We start from the raw sequence: 21,181 nt of genomic DNA, 5'->3' as shown, positions 1-21,181 counted from the left end.
ATCCGGTGGTCGCCGAGGGCCGCCGCTTCTGCTGGCGCTGCGGCAAACCCGTGGGGCGAGCGACCCCGACCCGGCCGTCCACCACCGCGGGCACCTGCGAGACCTGCGGTGCGCCCTACGATTTCCGGCCCAGCCTGCATCCCGGCGACCGGGTGGCGGGCCAGTACGAGATCCAGGGCTGCCTGGCCCACGGCGGGCTGGGCTGGATCTACCTCGCCATCGACCGCAATGTCAGCGACCGCTGGGTGGTGCTCAAGGGCCTGCTGCACGCCGGGGACACCGAGGCGCAGGCGGTGGCGATGGCGGAGCGGCAGTTCCTGGCGGAGGTGGTGCACCCGAGCATCGTCAAGATCCACAATTTCGTCGAACACCCTGGGCCGGACGGCAATCCGGTCGGCTACATCGTCATGGAGTACGTCGGCGGGCGCTCGCTGCGCAATCTGCTCGACGCGCATCCCACCCCGGAGCGCATGCCGGTCACCGAGGCCATCGCCTATGTGCTGGAGGTGCTTCCGGCGCTGGACTACCTGCATTCGCTCGGATTGGCGTACAACGACCTCAAGCCCGACAACATCATGGTCACCGAGGACCGGGTGGAGCTCATCGACCTGGGTGCGGTCGCCGCCTTCGAGTCGTATGGAAACCTGTACGGCACCAGGGGTTTCCAGGCTCCTGAGATCCCCCGCACCGGTCCCACGGTGGCCTCGGACATCTATACGGTGGGCCGCACGCTCGCGGTGCTCACCCTGAACATGCCCATGCAGCAGGGCGCGTACTGCGACGGCATCCCGGACCCGGACGAGCAGCCGGTGCTGGCGCGCCACGAGTTCTTCCATCGACTGCTGCTGCGCGCCACCGATCCCGATCCCGCACGCCGCTTTCCCACCGCGCGCGTCTTCGCCAATCAGCTCACCGGTGTGCTGCGCGAGATCCTGGCCGTCGAGACCGGCACCGAGCATCCGCAGCTGTCCACCCTCTTCAGCCCGCCCCGAACCTGTTTCGGCACGGCGGAATACGTGGCGCAGACCGATGGCCTGGTGGACGGCCTGGAACGGGACACCCTGCTGCGCGCCCGAGACGTGGCGGCGGCACTGCAGGTGCCGCTGATCGATCCGGCCGACCCCTCCGCACCGCTGCTGGCCGGTGCGGCGCATCCGGAGCCCCGACACGCCCTCGACGAACTGCGCCACGCCCGCCAGCGCGCCGGAGCCGAACCCGGCGGGGCCCCGGCCAGTTTCGAACTGGAGGTGACCTTGGCCGAGGCGCGGGCGCATCTGGATCTCGGCGAACCGGCCGCCGCCCGCCTGCTGCTGGACCGGCTCGGCGACACCACCGCGCCGCCAGCCTCGGACTGGCGCATCGACTGGTATCTCGGGGTCGCCGAACTACTGGACCGCGACTACGAGCGCGCCTTCGGGCGCTTCGACGCGGTGCTCCAGGCGCTGCCCGGTGAGATCGCGCCCAAGCTGGCCCTGGCCGCCACCGCGGAACTGATTCTGCAGCACTGGGATTCCGACGATCCCGAACAGTGGCGCGCGTACGCGGAGAAGTACTACGCCACCGTCTGGCGCACCGACCGGGGCGTGGTGGCCGCCGCCTTCGGCCTGGCCCGCCAGCTCGCCGCCGCCGACGCCATCGCCGCCGCCGTCCGCGCCCTGGACCAGGTGCCCCCGGCCTCCCGCTACTACGCCGACGCCCGCATGACCGCCATCCTGATGCTGCTCACCTCCGCCCCCGTCGACGAGTTGGACGAGGCCACGCTGCACCTCGCGGCCGCCCGCGTCCAGGCGCTGCCACCGGGCGAGAGCCGCACCGGCCAACTGCGGGTGCTGGTGCTCGGCACCGCCCTGGGCTGGCTGCAGGCGGGCCGCACGCCGAAGTCGCCGGACGCCGAGATCTTCCGCGCCCCCTTCACCGAACGCGAGCTGCGCCGCGGCATCGAAGCGGATCTGCGCGCCCTGGCCCGCACCGCGCCCGGACGCAACCACCGTTACGCGCTGGTGGACCTGGCGAACGCGATCCGCGCGAAGTCCTGGATCTGAACCACGGCGGGCGATCGACCCAGCGCGCTACCCGAGCACGGTCCGAGCACAGCGGCGGCGGAAGTCAACAGAGCCCGTGTCGCGGCGGCTCCGATCGGGGGCAGCCGATCGAATGTGGAGCGGAACCGACGAGGGATGGTTCCGACCCGACCGTTGTGCGTGACGCGACACGGGCTCTGGTGAGCCCGGGACCGGAGGTTCCGGGCTCGGTAACCACTATGCCGGTCGAATTATGAGGGTTTCGTTAAGAAGCGGTTCAGAACAGGCACAGCGGATTCAGCCGACGAGTGCGGCGCTGGCGCGGGCAATGGCCAATTCCTCATTGGTCGGCACCACCAACACCGCCACGGGTGCGCCGTCGGGAGAGATGCGGCGGGCGGAGCGGTCGCGCACCGCATTGCGCTCCGGGTCGACCTCGATGCCGAAACCGGCCAGCCCCGCGAGCGCGTCGGCCCGCACCCGGGCGTCGTTCTCGCCCACCCCGGCGGTGAAGGTGATGGCGTCCACCCGGCCCAGTGCCACCAGGTACGCGCCGATGTAGCGGCGCAGCCGGTGGATGTACACGTCGTAGGCCAGTGTCGCGGCCGCATCGCCCGCGTCGATGAGGCGGCCGAGTTCACGGAAGTCGTTCACCCCGGACAGGCCCTTGAGTCCCGAATCGCGATTGAGCAGGTCGTCGACCTGCCCCACATCCATACCGGCGGCCCTGATCAGATGGAAGATGATGCCCGGATCCAGGTCCCCGGAGCGGGTGCCCATGACCAGGCCCTCCAGCGGCGTCAGCCCCATGGTGGTGTCCACCGCGCGCCCGCCGCGCACCGCCGACGCCGACGCGCCGTTGCCCAGGTGCAGCACGATCTGGTTGACGTCGGCGTAGTCGCGCCCGAGGAACTCCGCCACTCGGTGCGAGACGTAGTCGTGCGAGGTGCCGTGGAAGCCGTACTTGCGGATACCGTGCGCGGCAGCGGTCTTGGCGTCGATGGCGTAGGTCTTGGCGGCGGCGGGCAGCTGGTGGAAGAAGGCGGTGTCGAAAACCGCCACCTGCGGCACGTCCGGCAGCAGCGCCCGCGCGCTCTCGATGCCGGTGACATTGGCCGGATTGTGCAGCGGCGCCAGGGTGGACAGGTCGGCGATGGCCCGCACCACCTCGTCGGTGACGAGGGTGGGTTCGTAGAACACCTCGCCGCCGTGCACCACCCGGTGCCCGACCGCGCCCAGGTCCTCGGCGGCGAGGTCGTGGCCGCTCTCGGTGAACAGCTCGAACACCAGCCGCAGCCCCGCCGCGTGATCGGCGATGGGACCGTCGTGCTCGAATGTCCGTCCGTCGCAGCTGTGTTCGATGGTGGGTGCGCCATCGCCCACCGGCTCCCCGATGCGCTGCACCACGCCGGAGGCCACCACGGTGGCCGTATCCGGTTCCAGCAGCTGGTATTTGATCGAGGAGGACCCGGAGTTGATCACCAGCACCTTCACGACTACGCCTCCCGCTGGGCCTGGATGGCGGTGATGGCCACCGTATTCACGATGTCGGCGACCAGCGCACCGCGCGACAGGTCGTTGACCGGCTTGCGCAACCCCTGCAGCACCGGACCGATGGCTACCGCGCCCGCGCTGCGCTGCACCGCCTTGTAGGTGTTGTTGCCCGTATTGAGGTCCGGGAAGATGAAGACCGTGGCCCGCCCGGCCACGACGGAGTTCGGCAGTTTGGTGCTGGCCACCGTCGGTTCGATGGCGGCGTCGTATTGGATCGGCCCCTCCACCAACAGTTTCGGTGCACGCTCCTGCACCAGTTTGGTGGCGGCACGGACCTTGTCCACATCCGCGCCCGACCCCGATTCGCCGGTCGAATACGACAGCATGGCGATCCGCGGGTCGATGCCGAACTGGGTGGCGGTGCGGGCCGAGGAGACGGCGATATCGGCCAGCTGTTCGGAGGTCGGATCCGGTACCACGGCGCAGTCGCCGTACACCAGTACCCGATCCGCCAGGCACATGAGGAATACGCTCGACACGGTGGAGACGCCCGGCTCGGTCTTGATGATCTCGAAGGACGGGCGGATGGTGTGCGCGGTGGTGTGCGCCGCACCCGACACCATGCCGTCGGCCACCCCCATCTGCACCATCATGGTGCCGAAATACGAGATGTCGGTCATGAATTCGCGCGCCCGCTCCACCGTCATGCCCTTGTGGGCGCGCAGCCGCGCGTACTCCTCGGCGAATTCCTCACGCAGCGGGCAGGTGCGCGGATCGAGCACCTCGGCGGCGTCGATATCCACGCCTAGTTCGGCGGCGCGCCCGCGCACGGCGGTCTCGTCGCCCAGAATGGTGAGATCGGCGATCTTGCGCTGGAGTACGCGACCGGCGGCGCGCAGGATGCGGTCGTCGTCGCCCTCGGGCAGCACGATGCGCTTGCGGTCGGCGCGCGCCCGCTCGATGAGCTGGTACTCGAACATCTGCGGCGTGATCACGCCCGGCGTGCGAACCTCGATCTGCCGCAACAGTTCCGCCGCGTCGACCCGCTCCTCCATGAGCGCCAGCGCGGTATCCACCTTGCGGATGCTCGACAGCGACACCCGGCCGCGGGTCAGCGACACCGCCTTGGCTGTCTCGAAGGTGCCCAGCTGCGTGCTGATGATGGGCAGCTTCGGTTTCATACCGGCGATCAGGCGCGCGATGGTGGGATCGGGCAGCATGCCGCCGTTCATGATGATGCCCGCCAGCGACGGAAAGCCCGCCGCCTCATGGGCGTTCACCAAGGCCAGCAGCACGTCGGCGCGGTCGCCGGGCGTGATGACGGCGATGCCGTCCTCGAGCCGTTCCAGAATGTGCTCGGTGGTCATGGAGCCGACGATCACGCGCAGCGCCTCACGCTGCATGAGTTCCGGGTCGCCGCTGTAGATCTCACCGTCGATGGCGGCGCACAGCTCCTCCACGGTCGGCGCGGTGAGCAGCGGCACCTCCGGCAGCGCCCAGGACGGCACATCGCACACCTTCAGCGCGGCGGCGTCGGCTTCGAGCTGCTCGGGGTCGCAGCGGTTGGCGATGACCGCCACCAGCCGCGCGTGCTCGGCCTTCAACTCCCCGTCGCACAGTTCCACCACCTGGCCGAGTTCGGCGGAGGTGCGGCCCGCGCCGCGCACCACCAGCAGCACCGGAGCGCCGAGGTTCACCGCGATGCGGGCATTGAAGCGCAGCTCACTGGGGCTGGCCACGTCGGTGTAATCGCTGCCCAGAATGAGCACGGCATCGCAGTGCCTGGCCATCTCGTGGAAACGCATGACGATCTCGCTGATGGCGGCGTCCGGGTCGGCGTGCACCTGCTCGTAGGTGACGCCGATGGAGGACTCGTAGTCGTCATCGGCGGTGGAGTGCTCGAGCAGCAGTTCGAGGATGTAGTCGCGCTCGGTGGCCGACCGGGTGATGGGCCGGAACACGCCGACCCGCGGGGTGGTGGCGGCCAGCATCTGCAGTACGCCGAGCGCGATGGTCGACTTTCCGGTATCGCCCTCGGGGGCTGCGATGTACACGGTGGACGGGGCGGAAGCGGCCATGATCACGAGCTTAGCGGCCAGCGTTTCACGCCGCCGTTTGCCGGACCATAGCCTTAGGCTCGCGGACATGATCGGCGCATCCGGTCTCGATTGGGGACACGAGACTTTCCACAGCCTCTTCTGGATCGCCAAGGCATTCGCCATCACCGCACTCGTATTCCTGATCGGCGCGGCCGTCATCGTGCGATGCACCGACTGGGGGCGCATGTTCTGGCGCATCACCGGCGGCTACTTCACCGGACGGGAGAGCTGGCCCGCCTGGGCGCTGTTCGCCGTGGTCCTGCTGCTCGCCGTGTACAGCGTGCGCATGACGGTGCTGTTCACCTACTTCTACAACGACTCGTTCACCGCGTTGCAGCTCGGCGTGCAGGCCCTGGTGGACGGCGCGGGCAGCCCGGAGAGCGAGCGGGCGGCGGCGCTGTTCTGGCAGAGCCTGGGCGTATTCGGGGTGCTGTCGCTGATCCTCGTCGTGATGGGCGTGGTGTCGTACTGGTTGCAGCAGGCCTTCCACATCCACTGGTGGACCTGGCTGAACACCCGCTTTCTGGACGACTGGCTGGATGGCAAGGCGTACTACCGCGGCCGGTTCATCGACAAGACCGTCGACAATGCCGATCAGCGCATCCAGCAGGATGTGTACGACTTCGTGGAGGGGTCGTACGCGCTGTGCTTCGGCGGCAATGTCGGGCCGTACAGCATCAGCGGCAACGGTGTGATCGGGGCCGGGCTGTCGCTGGTGTCGTTCACGCCCATCCTGTGGCGCATCTCGGGCCCGCTGGACGTCTTCGGCGTCACCGTGCCCAGGGCGCTGGTCTTCGCGGCGTTCGCGTGGGTGGCCTTCGCCACGGCGGTGGCGTTCTGGATCGCCCATCCGCTGATCACACTGAACTTCTGGTTCCAACGCCGCACGGCCGACTACCGTTTCGCGCTGGTGCGGCTGCGGGAGAACGCCGAGAACGTCGCCTTCTACCACGGCGAACGCGAGGAGCGGGGCGGTCTGGACCGCCGGTTCGCGGCGGTGATCGCCAATATGTGGGCGCGGGTGTACCGGCTGCTGCGCTTCTTCGGCTGGAATCTCACCACCAAGCAGGTCGGCGGGGTGTTCACGGTGCTGCTGGTGGGGCCGCGGGTATTGGCCGGCACCGCCACCCTGGGCGATCTGCAACAGGCCACCAGCGCCTTCGGTCAGGTGCAGGACGCGCTGTCGATGCCGCAGTCCTCGTATGCCGCGTTCACCTACTACCGGGCCACGCTGATCCGGCTGGACGGGCTGCGCGAGGCGGACCGGAAGGCGCGGGGGCTGCCGGTGATCGCCACCCGGGAGGCGACGGCGGGGCTGGAGCTCACCGACGTGCAGGTGCGCACACCCGATGGGACGCCGCTGATCACCGATCTGAACCTGCGGCTCGAGCCCGGTGACGCGCTTGTGGTGAAAGGCGGCTCCGGGGTGGGCAAGACGACGCTGCTGCGCAGCATCGGCCAACTCTGGCCGTACACCGAAGGGCGGGTGAGCCGTCCGCTGGGCGATGCCGCGCTGTTCCTGTCGCAGCGGCCCTATCTGCCGCTGGGCGATCTGCGCACCGCCATCACCTATCCGGCGGCACCCGGGATCGTGGACGACGAGACGCTGCGGGCGACGCTGATCACCGTGAATCTCGGGCACCTCACCGACCGCCTGGACGAGGAGACCGATTGGGCGTCCACCCTCTCGCCCGGTGAACAGCAGCGGGTGGCGTTCGCGCGCATCCTGTTGCTGCGGCCCGAGGTGGTGTTCCTGGACGAGGCCACCTCGGCGGTGGACGAGGGGCTGGAGTACACGCTCTACCACCTGGTGCGCACCGAGACGCCGGACACCGTGCTGGTCAGCGTGGCGCATCGCAGCACGGTGGACCGGCACCACACCCACCGGCTGGAGTTGGCCGGTGGCGGGGCGTGGAAGCTGTCGCCGATCGGGGCCGTGCGGGTGTGAAGGCGACGTGTGGGCCACGCTGGCGTGGTTCGGCGCGACGGCCGATGCCATCGCCCGCGGGCGCGCACACAGCGGCGAGCCCTGGTCGACGATCGGCGGGAACCGGGGTCGCTCGCGCGGGAGAGCCCGCTCAGCTCAGGGCACGCAGGCGCGGGGCCAGGTCGCGTTCGAACAGCTCCAAGAAGCGCTTCTGGTCGTGGCCGGGAGCGTGGAAGACCAGGTGGTTCAGGCCCGCGTCGGTGTACTGCTGGATCTGCTCGACCGCCTGGTCCGGATCGCTGGCCACGATCCAGCGCTTGGCGATCTGCTCGATGGGCAGCGCGTCGGCGGCGGCCTCCATCTCGATCGGATCGGTGATGGAGTGCTTCTGTTCGGGGGTCAGCGAGAGCGGGGCCCAGAAGCGCGTATTCTCCAGCGCCAGTTCGGGATCGGTGTCGTAGGAGATCTTGATCTCGATCATGCGGTCGAGGTCTTCGGCGGTGCGGCCCACCTTGGCCGCGCCCTCGGACACCGCGGGCATGAGCTTCTCGGTGTAGAGCTCCATGCCCTTGCCGGAGGTGCAGATGAAACCGTCACCCGCGCGGCCCGCGTACCGGGCGACGAGGGGGCCGCCCGCGGCGATGTAGATCGGGATGCCGCCCTTGGGCACGTCGTAGATGGACGCGCCGACGGTGGTGTAGTACTGGCCCTCGAAGTCCACGCGGTCGCCGGTCCACAGCGCGCGCATGAGATCGACGGCCTCCCGCAGCCGCGCGAAACGCTCCTTGAACTCCGGCCATTCGCCGGAGTAGCCGGTGGCGATCTCATTGAGCGCCTCACCGGTGCCCACACCCAGCATGACGCGCTCCGGGTACAGACAGCCCATGGTCGCGAACGCCTGCGCGATGACCGCCGGGTTGTAGCGGAAGGTCGGGGTCAGCACCGAGGTACCGAGCTGGATGCGCCGGGTGCGCTCGCCGACCGCGGCCATCCACGCCAGTGAGAACGGCGCGTGGCCGCCGTTGTGCCGCCACGGCTGGAAGTGGTCACTCACCGTGGCGCTGTCCATGCCGTGTTCCTCGGCCAGCACCGCGATCTCCACCAGTTCCCGCGGGCCGAACTGCTCCGCCGACGCCTTGTATCCGAGCTTTAGGTTCTTCACCTGCGCCACTCCTGTCGCCTGTATTGCGCTGTGTGTGCGGGTCCCCTCAGCCCGCAGGCCGCTCGGGCGCGCTGGATGTGGCGGCGCGCGAACGGCTTACTTCGCACCCTAGGTCAGAAACGGGCGGCAAGGTGGTGGGGTCGCATCCGTCGAGACGAACCGTCGCGCCCGAACGGGTATTCCGAGCCGCTCCCCGGCGACTGTCCATCGCGGGCTCCCGACACGGAACTCCGGCTACCGCGGCAGCGGTGGCCCCGGGTCCAGGCCCATGGCCTCGCGGGCCTTGCGGATGAAGTACAGCCCGCCGCGCACGGTCTCCTTGGCGATGCGCACCTGCCCCAGCGTGGTGGCCTTCACCACCTGCGCTCTGGCGATATTCAGCCGGTCCACGGCCTCGGACATGGCGCGCAGGGCCTCGTCGTTGTCGGGATCGAGGCGGGCCAGTTCTCCGGACATGCGGTCCAGGTGCCGGTTCACCTCCGCTTTCGCATCGGCCACCCGCTCCACGTTCCCGGACCACTCCCGCGAGATCCACCAGATGGCGAGGCCCACGATGGCCAACACCAGAACCAGGAACAGCAACCGACCCATACCTCCAGCTTACGGCGGCCCCGACCGCCCGGTAACCGCCGCGCTGATCGCCGATTCGCTCTCGATAGCGGACAATTGGCTCGTGACCACCAATGCTGAGCCGATCCTGTCCTACCTCACCGATATGGACGGTGTGCTCGTGCACGAGAACCATCTCGTGCCGGGGGCCGATAAATTCCTGGCGGAACTGAGCACCAATGACATCCCCTACCTGGTGCTCACCAATAATTCCATCTACACCGCGCGCGATCTGCAGGCGCGGCTGCGGCACTCCGGGCTCGACATCCCGGTGGAGTCGATCTGGACCTCGGCGCTGGCGACCGCGACCTTCCTCAACGAGCAGCGGCCCAATGGCACCGCCTATGTGGTGGGCGAATCCGGGCTCACCACGGCCCTGCACGAGATCGGATACGTGCTCACCGACAGCGATCCGGACTATGTGGTGCTCGGTGAGACCCGCACCTATTCGTTCGAGGCCATCACCACCGCCATCCGGCTGATCCTGGCGGGGGCGCGGTTCATCGCCACCAATCCGGACGCCACCGGCCCCTCGCGCGAGGGCGTGCTGCCCGCCACCGGTTCGGTCGCGGCCCTGATCACCCGCGCCACCGGCAAGGAGCCCTACTACGTGGGCAAGCCCAACCCGCTCATGATGCGCTCGGCGCTGCGGCGCATCGGCGCGCATTCGCAGTCCACGGTCATGATCGGCGACCGCATGGACACCGACGTGATCTCCGGACTCGAGGCCGGGCTGCGCACGATCCTGGTGACCACCGGCATCTCCGGCCGGGCCACCGCGGAGGACTTCCCCTTCCGCCCGACCCTGATCCTCGACTCCGTCGCGGAGCTGGTGGGCCGCACCCGCGACCCGTTCTCAGCGGCCTGACGCGCGGCCCCGGCGGCGCGCACCCCGCACGCATCCGCGTGCACGGTGCCGGAGGAATCCACCGGGCCTGGTGGTGGCACGCCGTCGCGGGGGTGGCCGCCACCGTCGTACCGCATCGCCGCGGGACGGCCGCTGCCGCTTCGGGTGCGATTCACTCGCGCTCGAGTGCGTCGAGTGCGGTCGCGAGGGTGGTGAGCGCGTCGACCACGCGGGTGAACTCCTCGATGCCGAGGTGTTCGGTGAGGCGGGCGGAGATGTCCGCGTGCTGGGGGTCGATGCGCTGGACGGCCGCGTAGCCCGCGTCGGTGGGGGCGACGAGTTTGGCGCGGCGGTGGGCCGGGTTCGGGCGGTATTCGGCCAGGCCCTTGTCGACCAGCAGGTCCGCGATCCGCTGCACGCTCTGCCGGGTGATGCCCATCGCGCGTGCGATCCCGGCCACGGGCAGCGGCTCCCGCAGCACCGCGCCCAGCACCTGCCACCAGGCCGCGGTGAGACCCGCCGGGCGGGCCAATTCCTCGGCGATGGCGAGGAATTGGCCGTTGAGCTGGAACGAGGTGATCGCCGCCGTACTGAACAGTTCCTGTTCGCGCCGAGCCTCGCCGTCCGCCCGCCCGGTGGAGCGGCGCCGCGTCACGACGCCGCCGCCTCGGCCGACCGCCGCTGCTCGTACTCGGCGAGGGCGAAGAATCCGGCCGGATCGTTGTCGCCGTAGAGCCGGTACCACGCGTCGAGGATGTGCGGCTCGTAGATGTCGAGCCGGGCGAGGATCGCCCGCGCGAACTCGACCGGCCTGGTGCCGGTGGCCGTGATCAGATCCCCGTCGGTGACGGCGGGCTCGTACACGAAGCGATCGGCACCCGAATAGCCGCTGTAGGCAAGGTATTCCGCCGCATTGCTGGTGTGCGCCCGCTCGTCGAGCAGCCCGGCCGCCGCCAAACCGAAAGTGGCCCCGCAGATTCCCGCCACCGGCACACCCGCCGCCACGAACTCACGGGCCTTGTCCGCGAAGGGTGTCAGCGCACCCGTTTCCCAGGTGTCCGCGCCCGGCAGGATGAGCATGGCGCTGTCGGCCGGGGACAGCTCGGCCAGCGTCACATCCGGCACCACCCGCATACCACCCGCCGAGGTGACCGCGTCGCGGCCGATCCCCACCGTGCGCACCTGCCAGGTGCCGGGCTCCCGGTGCCACATGGCGCGGTTGATATGCGCGGTGGCGTGGCCGACCTCCCAATCCGCGAAGGTGTCGTAAACGGCCATGTGCACTGTTTTCATCATGACAGTATCCTGTCATGATTGACAGGATACTGTCAATCTGTTGGACACGAAAAACCCCGGCCCATCGAGAGCCGGGGTGTCGCGCGTGCCGAGCGGTCAGCTCAGCGCGTGATCCAGATCGCCGAGCAGATCCTCCACATCCTCGAGGCCCACCGAGATGCGGACCACGCCGTCGGTGATGCCCACGGCCGCACGGCCTTCCGGCCCCATGGCCCGGTGCGTGGTGGTGGCCGGATGGGTGATCAGAGTCTTGGCATCGCCGAGGTTGTTCGAGATGTCGATGATGCGCAGCCGGTTGAGCACTTCGAACGCGCGCTTCTTGGCCTCGTCGGCACCCGCCTTCAGCTCGAAGGTGACCACGGTGCCGCCGCCTGACATCTGACTCTTGGCCAGCTCGTACTGCGGATGCGAGGCCAGGAAGGGATACTTCACCCAGGCCACCGAATCCTTGCCCTCGAGGAACTCCGCGATGCGCTGCGCCGAGGAATTGGCCTGGCGCACCCGCAGCGGCATGGTCTCCAGACCTTTGAGCAGCGTCCAAGCGTTGAACGGGCTCAGTGCCGGACCGGTGTGGCGCATCAGATTCTTCACGGGGCCGTCGATGTAGTCCTTGGACCCGAGAATGGCCCCGCCCAGGACACGACCCTGGCCGTCGATGTGCTTGGTGCCGGAATAGACCAGCACATCAGCGCCGAGCTCGAATCCGCGTTGCAGCAGCGGAGTGGCGAAGACGTTGTCCAGCACCACCTTCGCACCCGCGGCGTGCGACAGCTCGACCACCCGACGCACATCCACCAGCGACTGCATGGGATTGGACGGCGTTTCGAAGAACACGGCCTGGGTGGGCACCGACAGCGCCCGCTCCCACTGGTCGATGTCCTCACCGTCGACGAAGACGGTCTCCACGCCCCAGCGCGGCAGAATCTCGTTGGCCACCACGAAACAGGAGCCGAACAGGCTGCGCGCGGCCACCAGCCGGTCACCCGCGCCGAGCAGCGCGCCCAGCGCCGTGAACACCGCCGACATCCCGGACGCCGTGGCGAAACACGCTTCGCCGCCGTCGATCAGGCGCAGCCGCTCCTCGAACATGGCGACGGTCGGATTGCCGTAGCGCGAGTACACGTAGTGCTCGATATCGCCGGTGAACGACGCCTCGGCCGCCTCGGCGCTCTCGTAGACGAACCCGGAGCTGAGGTACAGCGCCTCGGAGGTCTCCTCGAAACCGCTGCGGCGCAAGCCGCCTCGGACGCCGATGGTCGCGGGGCCGACGCCCTCGGGCAGGGGCTTGTCGAAAGCGCCTCCGGTGATCACAGCTGCCTCCCATCGACAGAGTTCGACCGACGCGCCACTGACGCGACGGCGGTGGCGGTCACGACCGACGGAACCCGCAGCGCGCCCGAGGTGGGAACCGGTCGCGTCATGATTGCCGCCACGGAAGTCCCTCGGCGCGCCAGCCGGAGCCGCCGCGGTGTCCCTGCGCGTCCAACGCGCCCTCGAAACCCTCGACCACGTTGAACGCGGGCGTGAACCCGACGGCGGTGGCCGCGGTGGCCGCGCCGATGGAGCGCTGCCCGGACCGGCAGATGAAGATCACGGGCGCGTCGCCCTGGGGATCCCGCTCGGCCAGCGCCTGCTTGAGCTGGTCGGTGAACCGGGTATTGGGCGAGCCGGTGACGTCCACCCATTCGATGAGGACGGTGGGCCGGCCGATGCCGCCGGTATCGGGTACGCCGACGAATCGCCATTCGGCCTCGGTGCGCACATCCACCAGCACCGCGTCCGGATTGTCGCGCAACAGCTCCCACGCCTGCCGTGGCGTGATGTCACCCGCATAGCTCACTGCTTGAACCTCCTGTGAATCCGCACTTGCCGCACCGAGGTGCGTGGCCAGGTCGTCACCCGGAGCACCCCACCGCGGAGGAGGGTTGCCGACCAGCCAGCCGGGGCTTGGCGCTGGTACTCATGACCTGGATCTGAGATTGCCCGGACCACCGCCCGACTGTCAAACGCATGTGTCCGAGTAGTGGGACGGTCAGCGGTCGCAGACCACCCAACGGTCGTCGGCACGGGTGAAGTTCCAGGTCGAGGTGTTATCGGTCCCGTCGACGCGCACGGTGACGGTGGCGGTGGCGTGGTCGCCGTCCACCCGGGCGTCGGTGAGGCGCACGAATTCCAGAGCCGGTGCGGCGTCCTCGGATTCGATCCGCACCGGGGAGCGGTCGCCGTCGAAGCCCGCGCAGACGATGCGCCCGTCCAGCGGATCGTCCGCGGCCAGCGCGCCGACGAGATTGCGGGCGGCCACGGCCAGCCGATCGGAATCTGTGACATTCTTCTCAGCCGGGGATACCAGCCCCGCGATCACGATTCCCAGTACGACCAGCGCGATGATGCCCGCGGCGGCCAGGAACGGCAGCATCGACCTGGTCCCGGTCTGGTCGATCGGGATCGGCTGCTCATCCGCACCGGCTGTGTGTTCCGATCGCTCAGCCGAGTTTTCCGGCCGCTCGCTTCGCTCACTCATGAGCTAGATCATGCCTGGTCGCCGGGGGTGTACGCGGCCCGACACCGGGTACCCGATGCAGTGGGCATCCGCCCAGTTCACCGCACCCCGACGGGCCGTGGTCTACCCCACCGATAGAATCGTCTGAATTCTCCGCCCGCGCGGGGGAATAGCAGGACGGCGCAGCAACGCTGCAGCGTCGGAGGCCTCGGGATGACCCGGGCTCGGGCGTCAACTTAGCCTAAGCTAAGAACGACGGCTAAGACTGACCGCAAGATTGTATTTCGACTCGTAAGGGTGCGCGTAAGAGATGACCGAACAGAGTGCAGCGACCCGCCCGCTCCGCATCGCGATCGTTGGTGCCGGCCCGGCTGGTATCTATGCGGCCGACGCGCTGATGAAATCCGATGCCCCCGCCGGGTTCGACGGGGTGAGCATCGATCTCTACGAGCGCATGCCCGCCCCCTTCGGCCTGATCCGCTACGGCGTCGCGCCCGACCACCCGCGGATCAAGGGCATCATCACCGCCCTGCACAAGGTCCTCGACAAACCCCAGGTCCGCCTGCTGGGCAATATCGACTACGGCGTCGACATCACCCTCGAGGACCTGCGCGGCTTCTACGACGCGGTCATCTTCTCCACCGGCGCCAACGCCGACCGCGCCCTCGACATCCCCGGCATCGACCTCGACGGCTCCTACGGCGCCGCGGACTTCGTCTCCTGGTACGACGGCCACCCCGACGTGCCCCGCACCTGGCCCCTGGACGCGCAGAAGGTCGCCGTGCTCGGCGTCGGCAATGTCGCCCTCGACGTCGCCCGCGTGCTGGCCAAGACCGGCGACGAACTGCTGCCCACCGAGATCCCGCCGAACGTCTACGAAGGCTTGAAGGGCAACCAGGCCCTCGAGGTGCACGTGTTCGGTCGCCGCGGCCCCGCCCAAGCCAAGTTCACCCCCCTGGAACTGCGCGAACTCGACCATTCCCCGACCATCGAGGTCATCGTCGACCCCTCCGACATCGACTACGACGAGGGCTCCGAGGCCGCGCGACGGCATTCCAAGCAGGTCGACATGATCTGCAACACCCTCGAGCAGTGGGCCATCCGCGACGTCGGTGACCGTCCGCACAAGCTGTTCCTGCACTTCTTCGAGTCCCCCGCCGAGATCCTCGGCGAGGACGGCAAGGTCGTCGGGTTGCGCACCGAACGCACCCAGCTCGACGGCACCGGCAACTGCAAGGGCACCGGCGAGTACAAGGACTGGGACATCCAGGCCGTATACCGGGCCGTCGGCTACCTGTCGCAGAACATTCCGCAGCTGCCCTTCGACGACCAGGCCGGGACCGTGCCCAACGAGGCCGGGCGCGTGCTCGTCGACGAGGACGCCGACGGCGCGGCCCGCTACCTGCCGCAAACCTATGTGACCGGGTGGATCAAGCGCGGCCCGGTCGGGCTCATCGGCCACACCAAGGGCGACGCCAACGAAACCATCGCCTGCCTGCTCGACGACGCCAAAGACTTCACCCCCGCCGCCAATCCCGACCCCGAGGCCGTGACCGCGTTCCTCGAGGACAAGGGCATCCCGTTCACCACCTGGGCCGGCTGGTACCGCCTCGACGCCCACGAACGCGCCCTGGGCGAACCCGAAGGCCGCGAACGGGTCAAGGTCGTCGAACGCGAAGACATGCTGCGCGCCAGCGAGCCGGACAAAGTCGCCAACTGACCTGGGCTGATCCACCAGGCGGACAAGGTTTTCCGCACTTGTCACCAATGTGAGGCATGCTGATCACGTGTTCGATGCCCATGTCCACATCATCGATCCGCGGTTCCCGCTGATCGAGAACGAGGGCTACCTGCCCGACCCGTACACCATCGCCGATTACAAGCGGCGGATGTCCCGCTTCGACATCGACGGTGGTGCCGTGGTCAGCGGGTCCTTCCAGGGCACCGATGAGACGTTCCTACGGGCCGCGCTGGCCGAGCTGGGCGAGGGTTGGGTCGGCGTCATCAACCTGCACGTGGACGCCACCGACGAGGAGATCGTCTCGCTCGACCGGGCCGGGGTGCGGGCGCTGCGGTTCAATCTCAAGCGTGCGGGCGGGGACATCGTCGAGCTGACCATGCTGGCGCTGCGCGCGTACGAACTGGTCGGCTGGCATGTGGAGCTGTACATCGACGGGTCCATGCTGGGCTCGCTGGAACCGGTGATCAGCAAGCTGCCGCAGCTGTCCATCGACCACCTGGGCATGTCCGACGACTGCCTGCCCTACCTGCTGAATCTGGTGGACCGCGGGGCCAAGGTGAAGGCGTCCGGCTTCGGCCGGGTGGCCATGGACGTCGGCCGGGCGCTGCGCCGGATCCACGCGGTGAATCCGGAGGCGCTCATGTTCGGCTCCGATCTGCCCGGCACCCGCGCGGGGCGGCCCTTCCTCGACACCGATATCGCACTCATCACCGAGGCGGTCGGCACCGACCTGCACCGGGTGCTGGAGGACAATGCCCGCGCCTTCTATCGCCTGCCCGCCAAGGAGCGCGATCTCGCGGACCCCGCGCCGACGCTGCCGCTGTTCGGCCCGGAATCGCCGACCCTGCGCCTGAAGCGCTCCGAACTCCCGAAACCAGCTCCGGGAGATACGATGCCGCTTCCGATCATCGAGTAGCCGCTAGACCATGACGGCGGCGACCACCCACACCCCGGCCGCCAGCAGCGCGCCGAACAGCTCGACGAGGATCGACAACCCGACCCCCTTCAGGGCGTGCTGCGTCGACACCCACGCCGTACGCTGCGCGCGCAGCCGCTGTAGTTCCGAAAGATAAACCCCCAGTACGAATCCCAGGAACAGCCCGATCACCGGCACCACGAAGAAACCGACGATGCCCAGCGCCGCGCCGATGAACAGCGACCGGTTCGGTACACCCGCGTATTTGAGCTTGCGACCCGGCCAGGTGTATTTGATCACCCCGCTGATCACGAGAAATGCCGTGCAGACCGCGAAGACGATCCAGGCCGCGGTTCCCCCGGTCATGAAGGCCCACACCGCGATCGCGCCGAAGATCAGCAGCACGCCCGGCAGGATCGGCACCACCACGCCGATCAGCCCCACCAGAATCGCGAGGCCGACCAGTATCTCACCCGCTACACCCACGCTGTATCCCTTTCAGCGTGAGCGGGGCGCTGCGTGGTGACAACGCACTGCCTCCGCCGCGCCTGACCGCTCATTCGCCAGTTCCTCCCGCCTCGTCGCTGCCAGCATTCTGCCCCGGCGGGAGCGACCCCGCGCGGTGGCTCTGCTCACCGCGAGGCGCGTGGCGGATTGCGGCGAGGGCGGGTGAGGGTGAGTTCGGTGGGTGAGAAGGCCAGGGTGTCGCCGGAACCCGCGGGCCGGACGTGCAGGAAGTCCGGTTCGCCGGGGTCGGCGACGGCGACCACCTTGCCGGATCGGCCCTCCTCGATGCCGACGGCGTCGGCGGTGAACCACACGGTGGGTGAGCGACCCGCGTCCACGGCGGCGGCTAGTTGCCGAATATCGCTGTCGGACAATGAGTTCTTGGCGGATCGGCGAGACGGCATGGTGCGCTCCGGCGGGACGTGCTGAACGGTCGGGCACCGGAGAGCATGCCTGAGAACACCGACATCGCGCACATCGTTACCCGGGAGCAGACCCGAAACCCCGTTATTGTCATACTGTCAACACCGGCACGGTGAGCCGGTGCACAGGATTCGACGATGAACCGAGGTAGGGCGTGAGCACTCCATCCACCGCCGCACAGGGCCCGCTCGCGGGCATTCGGGTTGTTGAACTGGCCGGCATCGGCCCCGGTCCGCACGCCGCACTGCTGCTCGCGGACCTCGGCGCGGATGTGGTTCGCGTCCAGCGACCGGGCCAGTTGCCGGGCTTCATGGAGCGACCGCAGTGGCGCGGGCGCACCATTGTCGAGGCCAACCTGAAGGATCCGGCCGATATCGACAAGGTGCTCGGCCTCATCGAGAAGGCCGACGTGCTGATCGAGGGCTTCCGGCCGGGCGTCACCGAGCGCATGGGACTGGGGCCCGAGGCGGCGCTGGAGCGCAATCCGCGCCTGGTGTACGGCCGCATGACCGGCTGGGGGCAGGACGGCCCGCTCGCGGACCGCGCCGGACACGACATCAACTACATCTCGCTGACCGGCGTGCTCAATGCCATCGGTCGCAAGGGTGAGCGCCCCGTGCCGCCGCTCAACATGGTCGGCGACTTCGGCGGCGGCTCCATGTTCCTGGTCTTCGGCGTGCTCGCCGCGCTGGTGGAACGCCAGAGTTCCGGTCGGGGGCAGGTCATCGACTCCGCGATGATCGATGGCACACTTGCCCTTTCGCACATGATCTGGGGTATGCGCGGGGTGGGCCTGTGGTCCGATGAGCGCGGCACCAACCTGCTCGACACCGGTATGGCGTTCTACGACACCTACGAGACCGCCGACGGCAAGTACATGGCGGTCGGCTGCATCGAACCGCAGTTCTACGCGGAATTCCTGAAGGGTCTGGAAATCGACCCGACCGGGCTGCCGCACCAGATCGACCCCACCGCGCAGGACGAACTGCGCAAACTCTTCGCCGAGAAGTTCAAGACCAAGACCCGCGACGAGTGGTGGGCGATCTTCGAGCACACCGACGCCTGCACCACCCCGGTGCTCACCCTCACCGAGGCCACCCAGAACCCACACATCCAGGCCCGCAGCGGTCTCGTCGAGATCGACGGCGTGGTGCAGCACGCGCCCGCCCCACGCTTCTCCCGCACCCCGGGGGCCATCCCGACACCCCCGCCCACCGAGGGCACCCCGATCGAACAGGTCTGGGCGGACTGAATCCGGCCAATACTGTTGCGAAGGACTGAGGGCAACGCCATTGCACGTAACAACACGACATGGCGGCGTGCGCGACGTACACTGTCGATATCACGGAAGTGATGGTTGAAGTGGATGGGGCACCGCGCTAACGATGCCCCACCCGAATGGGTTACCGGGTCCGCTTCAGTCGAACCACGATATAGATGAGCCCGGCGGCCGCGGCAGCTCCGGCAGCAAACCATGCTGCACGGTTCGCCGGCTCAACTTTCCGGTGTTTTCCAACCATCTCCCATTCACCTCCTCTCCCTGACGGTGGCGGTCGAACCGGCCGCCACCGTTCGGGAGCGGAAGCGCCCCAACGATATCGGCCACGGCGATAGCACACGCGCATATTCGCTGGATTGTTCGAATGCCCCGTACAGTTCGTTCGCCCTGCTCACGATGGGGCGGCGCACTACAGTTGTCACATGGCTCGGAATTGGCCGATGGTCGAGCGCGGCGGCGAACTCGAATCCATTCGGGCGGCGTTGACGGGCGACGAGTTCGTCGGGGCCGTCCTCACGGGGGACGCGGGGGTGGGCAAGACCACGCTGGCGCGGCAGGCCGCCGCCACGGTCGGCGGCAATATCCGATGGGTGGCGGGCACCGAATCGGCGCGCAGCATCCCGCTGGGCGTCTTCGCCCACATGGTCGGCGTGTACACCGCGCACGATCCGGTGACGTTCATGGCGGCCGCGCGGGAGGCCCTGCTCGCGGACGGCCACACCATCATCGGCGTCGACGACGCGCATCTGCTGGACCAGCTCTCCGCCACCCTGCTGCTGCAACTGGCCATCGACAAGGCCGCTCATATCGTGGCCACCGTGCGCAGCGGCGTGCCGGTGCCGGACGCGGTGACCTCGCTGTGGAAGGACGGGCATCTGCTGCGCGTGGATCTGCGGCCGTTCACCCAGCGGCAGAGCGTCGAGCTGGTGGAATCCATGCTGGGCGGGCAGTTGGAGGGGTTCACCGCCAACCTCATGTGGGAATCCTCCGGCGGCAACGCGCTTTTCCTACGCCATCTGGTGGAGGGCGCGCTGGAGGCGGGCACGCTGCGGCAGGTGAACGGGGTGTGGCAGCTGCGCGGACGGGCGGCGGTCACCTCGGAACTGGCTGCGCTGCTGGAGGATCGGGTGGAGCAGCTGCCCGATGACGTGCTGAAGGTGCTGGAGCTGCTCACCTTCTGCGAACCCATCGACCTGGACGTACTGGCCGAGCTCGCGGGCGAGGAGGCGGTGGAGGCCGCCGAATCACGCGGTGTCATCCGGATTGTCGAGAACACCCACCAGCTGCTGGTGCGCTACAACCATCCGCTGTTCGGCGAGGTGATCCGGCGGCGGCTGGGCATCGCGTCGGCGCGGCGGCTTCGAGGACGGCTGTACTCGTCGTTGAAGGAGCGGCCGGTCAATTCGGCGTCGGACCGCATTCGGCTGGCCGAATTGGCGTTGGACAGTGACAAATCCGCGGATCTGGAGCTGTTCGAGGCGGCGGCCGCCGACGCCATCGGATTGGCGAACATCCCACTGGGGGAACGGTTCGCGCGGGCCGCCGTGGAGCGGCGCGGCGGTGTGGAGGCCGCGGATCTGCTGGCCCGGGCGCTGCTGTGGCAGGGTCATCGCATCGAGGCCGAACGCACCCTCGCCAGCTTCGATCCGGATCAGCTGAACGAGGTGCAACTGGCCCGCTGGGGCAGCACCCGGGTGTCGAATCTGCTGTGGGCCATGGGCGATGCCGACCGTGCCGACGAGGTGCTGGGCTTGGTGCGCGGTCGGGTGCGGCATCCCAAGATCGTCGCCACCCTGGACGGACTGGCGTCGGCCTGCGCGGTCAACGAGAACAAGCTCGACGAGGCGTTCGCACTCGCCGAACCCGTGATGACCAACGCCGACGCGCCGCCCTGGGCGGTGTGGTGGGCGGCCTTCGGCGGCGGACTCGCCTTGGCGCTCATGGGGCGCGGCGAGGCGGCGCGCGAATACGCCACGCGCGGACACGAAGTCGAACGGCACATCGACGGGCTGAACCGCTTCATGTCCACCCACGCGGAGGTGCTGGCCCTCACCTTCACCGGTGATCTCGATGCCGCACGTCGTTGCGCCGGAGGCTATTTCGGCTACTCGTCGCCGGGCCAGTACCTGGCCTGGGGCATGTCGAAGATCCTGCAGGGCACCGTCGACGTGGCGCAGGGGCATTTCCCGGACGCCGTCGACAATCTCGAACAGGCGCTCGCCGCCCTGGCCATGGAGGGCGCGGCGGCGTGGATGTTCCCCGCGAGACTGCGCCTGGCCGAAGCCTATTCGGCCCTGGGCCGGGCGGCCGAGGCCGCCGAGAGCATCGAGGCCGCGGTGGCCCGGGGCGGGCGGCACAGC

Annotated in this window: 18 protein-coding genes and 1 riboswitch; of the genes, 7 read left to right on the top strand and 11 right to left on the bottom strand. The window is 68.6% G+C overall.

Annotated features, from left to right (window positions below; all coding sequences use genetic code 11):
* Nucleotides 1-2,042 (top strand): serine/threonine-protein kinase (locus QK444_RS11815; RefSeq protein ID WP_282779706.1); only part of this gene is annotated, 2,042 nt, incomplete at its 5' end.
* Between the two features lie 276 nt (nt 2,043-2,318).
* On the opposite strand, the gene QK444_RS11810 is transcribed toward QK444_RS11815, so the two are convergent.
* Together QK444_RS11810 and pta are read right to left on the bottom strand one after the other, a co-directional pair.
* A complete protein-coding gene (locus tag QK444_RS11810; protein ID WP_282779704.1) occupies nt 2,319-3,515 on the bottom strand; it encodes an acetate kinase in 1,197 nt (398 codons plus the stop codon).
* 2 nt (nt 3,516-3,517) lie between these two features.
* A complete protein-coding gene (gene pta, locus QK444_RS11805) occupies nt 3,518-5,593 on the bottom strand; it encodes a phosphate acetyltransferase (RefSeq protein WP_282779702.1) in 2,076 nt (691 codons plus the stop codon).
* A gap of 67 nt (nt 5,594-5,660) precedes the next feature.
* Between pta and QK444_RS11800 the strand changes: the two genes are divergently transcribed.
* Nucleotides 5,661-7,562 carry an ABC transporter ATP-binding protein/permease gene (locus tag QK444_RS11800; RefSeq protein ID WP_282779700.1) on the top strand — a complete coding sequence of 634 codons (1,902 nt, stop codon included), beginning with the start codon at nt 5,661-5,663 and terminating at the stop codon, nt 7,560-7,562.
* A 130-nt stretch (nt 7,563-7,692) separates the two neighbouring features.
* On the opposite strand, the gene fgd is transcribed toward QK444_RS11800, so the two are convergent.
* Both fgd and QK444_RS11790 read right to left on the bottom strand, forming a co-directional pair.
* The gene (fgd, locus tag QK444_RS11795) at nt 7,693-8,703 is read right to left on the bottom strand and encodes a glucose-6-phosphate dehydrogenase (coenzyme-F420) (protein WP_282779698.1); all 1,011 of its coding nucleotides are present in this window, start codon (nt 8,701-8,703) and stop codon (nt 7,693-7,695) included.
* 234 nt (nt 8,704-8,937) lie between these two features.
* A complete protein-coding gene (locus QK444_RS11790; RefSeq protein WP_052373856.1) occupies nt 8,938-9,294 on the bottom strand; it encodes a hypothetical protein in 357 nt (118 codons plus the stop codon).
* Nucleotides 9,295-9,418: 124 nt separating this feature from the next.
* On the opposite strand from QK444_RS11790, the gene QK444_RS11785 reads away from it, so the two are divergent.
* Nucleotides 9,419-10,180: an HAD-IIA family hydrolase gene (locus QK444_RS11785; RefSeq protein ID WP_051037835.1), complete on the top strand. Its 762-nt coding sequence runs from the start codon at nt 9,419-9,421 to the stop codon at nt 10,178-10,180.
* Between the two features lie 151 nt (nt 10,181-10,331).
* Here QK444_RS11785 and QK444_RS11780 read toward each other — a convergent pair whose 3' ends face one another.
* From QK444_RS11780 to QK444_RS11760, 5 genes are all read right to left on the bottom strand, one after another.
* Nucleotides 10,332-10,814, bottom strand: coding sequence for a helix-turn-helix domain-containing protein (locus QK444_RS11780; protein ID WP_282779696.1), 483 nt, complete (start codon nt 10,812-10,814; stop codon nt 10,332-10,334).
* A complete protein-coding gene (locus tag QK444_RS11775) occupies nt 10,811-11,455 on the bottom strand; it encodes a type 1 glutamine amidotransferase family protein (protein ID WP_282779694.1) in 645 nt (214 codons plus the stop codon). Before QK444_RS11775 ends, QK444_RS11780 begins: the two co-directional genes overlap by 4 nt.
* 96 nt (nt 11,456-11,551) lie before the next feature.
* Nucleotides 11,552-12,766: an O-succinylhomoserine sulfhydrylase gene (locus tag QK444_RS11770; RefSeq protein ID WP_029933013.1), complete on the bottom strand. Its 1,215-nt coding sequence runs from the start codon at nt 12,764-12,766 to the stop codon at nt 11,552-11,554.
* A 106-nt stretch (nt 12,767-12,872) separates the two neighbouring features.
* Entirely contained in the window at nt 12,873-13,295 is a 423-nt protein-coding gene (locus QK444_RS11765; RefSeq protein WP_282779692.1) for a rhodanese-like domain-containing protein, read from the bottom strand.
* A gap of 17 nt (nt 13,296-13,312) precedes the next feature.
* Nucleotides 13,313-13,423, bottom strand: a riboswitch (SAM riboswitch).
* A gap of 64 nt (nt 13,424-13,487) precedes the next feature.
* Nucleotides 13,488-13,976 carry a hypothetical protein gene (locus tag QK444_RS11760; RefSeq protein ID WP_282779690.1) on the bottom strand — a complete coding sequence of 163 codons (489 nt, stop codon included), beginning with the start codon at nt 13,974-13,976 and terminating at the stop codon, nt 13,488-13,490.
* A gap of 289 nt (nt 13,977-14,265) precedes the next feature.
* Between QK444_RS11760 and QK444_RS11755 the strand changes: the two genes are divergently transcribed.
* Together QK444_RS11755 and QK444_RS11750 are read left to right on the top strand one after the other, a co-directional pair.
* Nucleotides 14,266-15,675 carry an FAD-dependent oxidoreductase gene (locus QK444_RS11755; protein WP_282779688.1) on the top strand — a complete coding sequence of 470 codons (1,410 nt, stop codon included), beginning with the start codon at nt 14,266-14,268 and terminating at the stop codon, nt 15,673-15,675.
* A gap of 67 nt (nt 15,676-15,742) precedes the next feature.
* Entirely contained in the window at nt 15,743-16,612 is an 870-nt protein-coding gene (locus tag QK444_RS11750) for an amidohydrolase family protein (RefSeq protein WP_282779686.1), read from the top strand.
* A 3-nt stretch (nt 16,613-16,615) separates the two neighbouring features.
* Here QK444_RS11750 and QK444_RS11745 read toward each other — a convergent pair whose 3' ends face one another.
* Both QK444_RS11745 and QK444_RS11740 read right to left on the bottom strand, forming a co-directional pair.
* On the bottom strand, nt 16,616-17,098 hold the full coding sequence (locus tag QK444_RS11745) for a DUF456 domain-containing protein (RefSeq protein ID WP_282779684.1): 483 nt from the start codon (nt 17,096-17,098) through the stop codon (nt 16,616-16,618).
* Nucleotides 17,099-17,244: 146 nt separating this feature from the next.
* Nucleotides 17,245-17,523, bottom strand: a complete 279-nt coding sequence (locus QK444_RS11740; protein WP_143983604.1) for a hypothetical protein — start codon at nt 17,521-17,523, stop codon at nt 17,245-17,247.
* 173 nt (nt 17,524-17,696) lie between these two features.
* On the opposite strand from QK444_RS11740, the gene QK444_RS11735 reads away from it, so the two are divergent.
* Together QK444_RS11735 and QK444_RS11730 are read left to right on the top strand one after the other, a co-directional pair.
* Nucleotides 17,697-18,794 (top strand): CaiB/BaiF CoA-transferase family protein, encoded by a 1,098-nt coding sequence (locus tag QK444_RS11735; protein WP_282779682.1) that lies wholly within the window; start codon nt 17,697-17,699, stop codon nt 18,792-18,794.
* 449 nt (nt 18,795-19,243) lie between these two features.
* Nucleotides 19,244-21,181 (top strand): helix-turn-helix transcriptional regulator (locus QK444_RS11730; protein WP_282779681.1); only part of this gene is annotated, 1,938 nt, incomplete at its 3' end.

Origin of the sequence: Nocardia sp. CC201C (assembly GCF_030010695.1) — a bacterium.
GTDB classification, from domain to species: domain Bacteria; phylum Actinomycetota; class Actinomycetes; order Mycobacteriales; family Mycobacteriaceae; genus Nocardia; species Nocardia otitidiscaviarum.
Note: the sequence above shows the minus strand (reverse complement) of the source record. Positions and strands in the feature narration are given on the sequence as shown.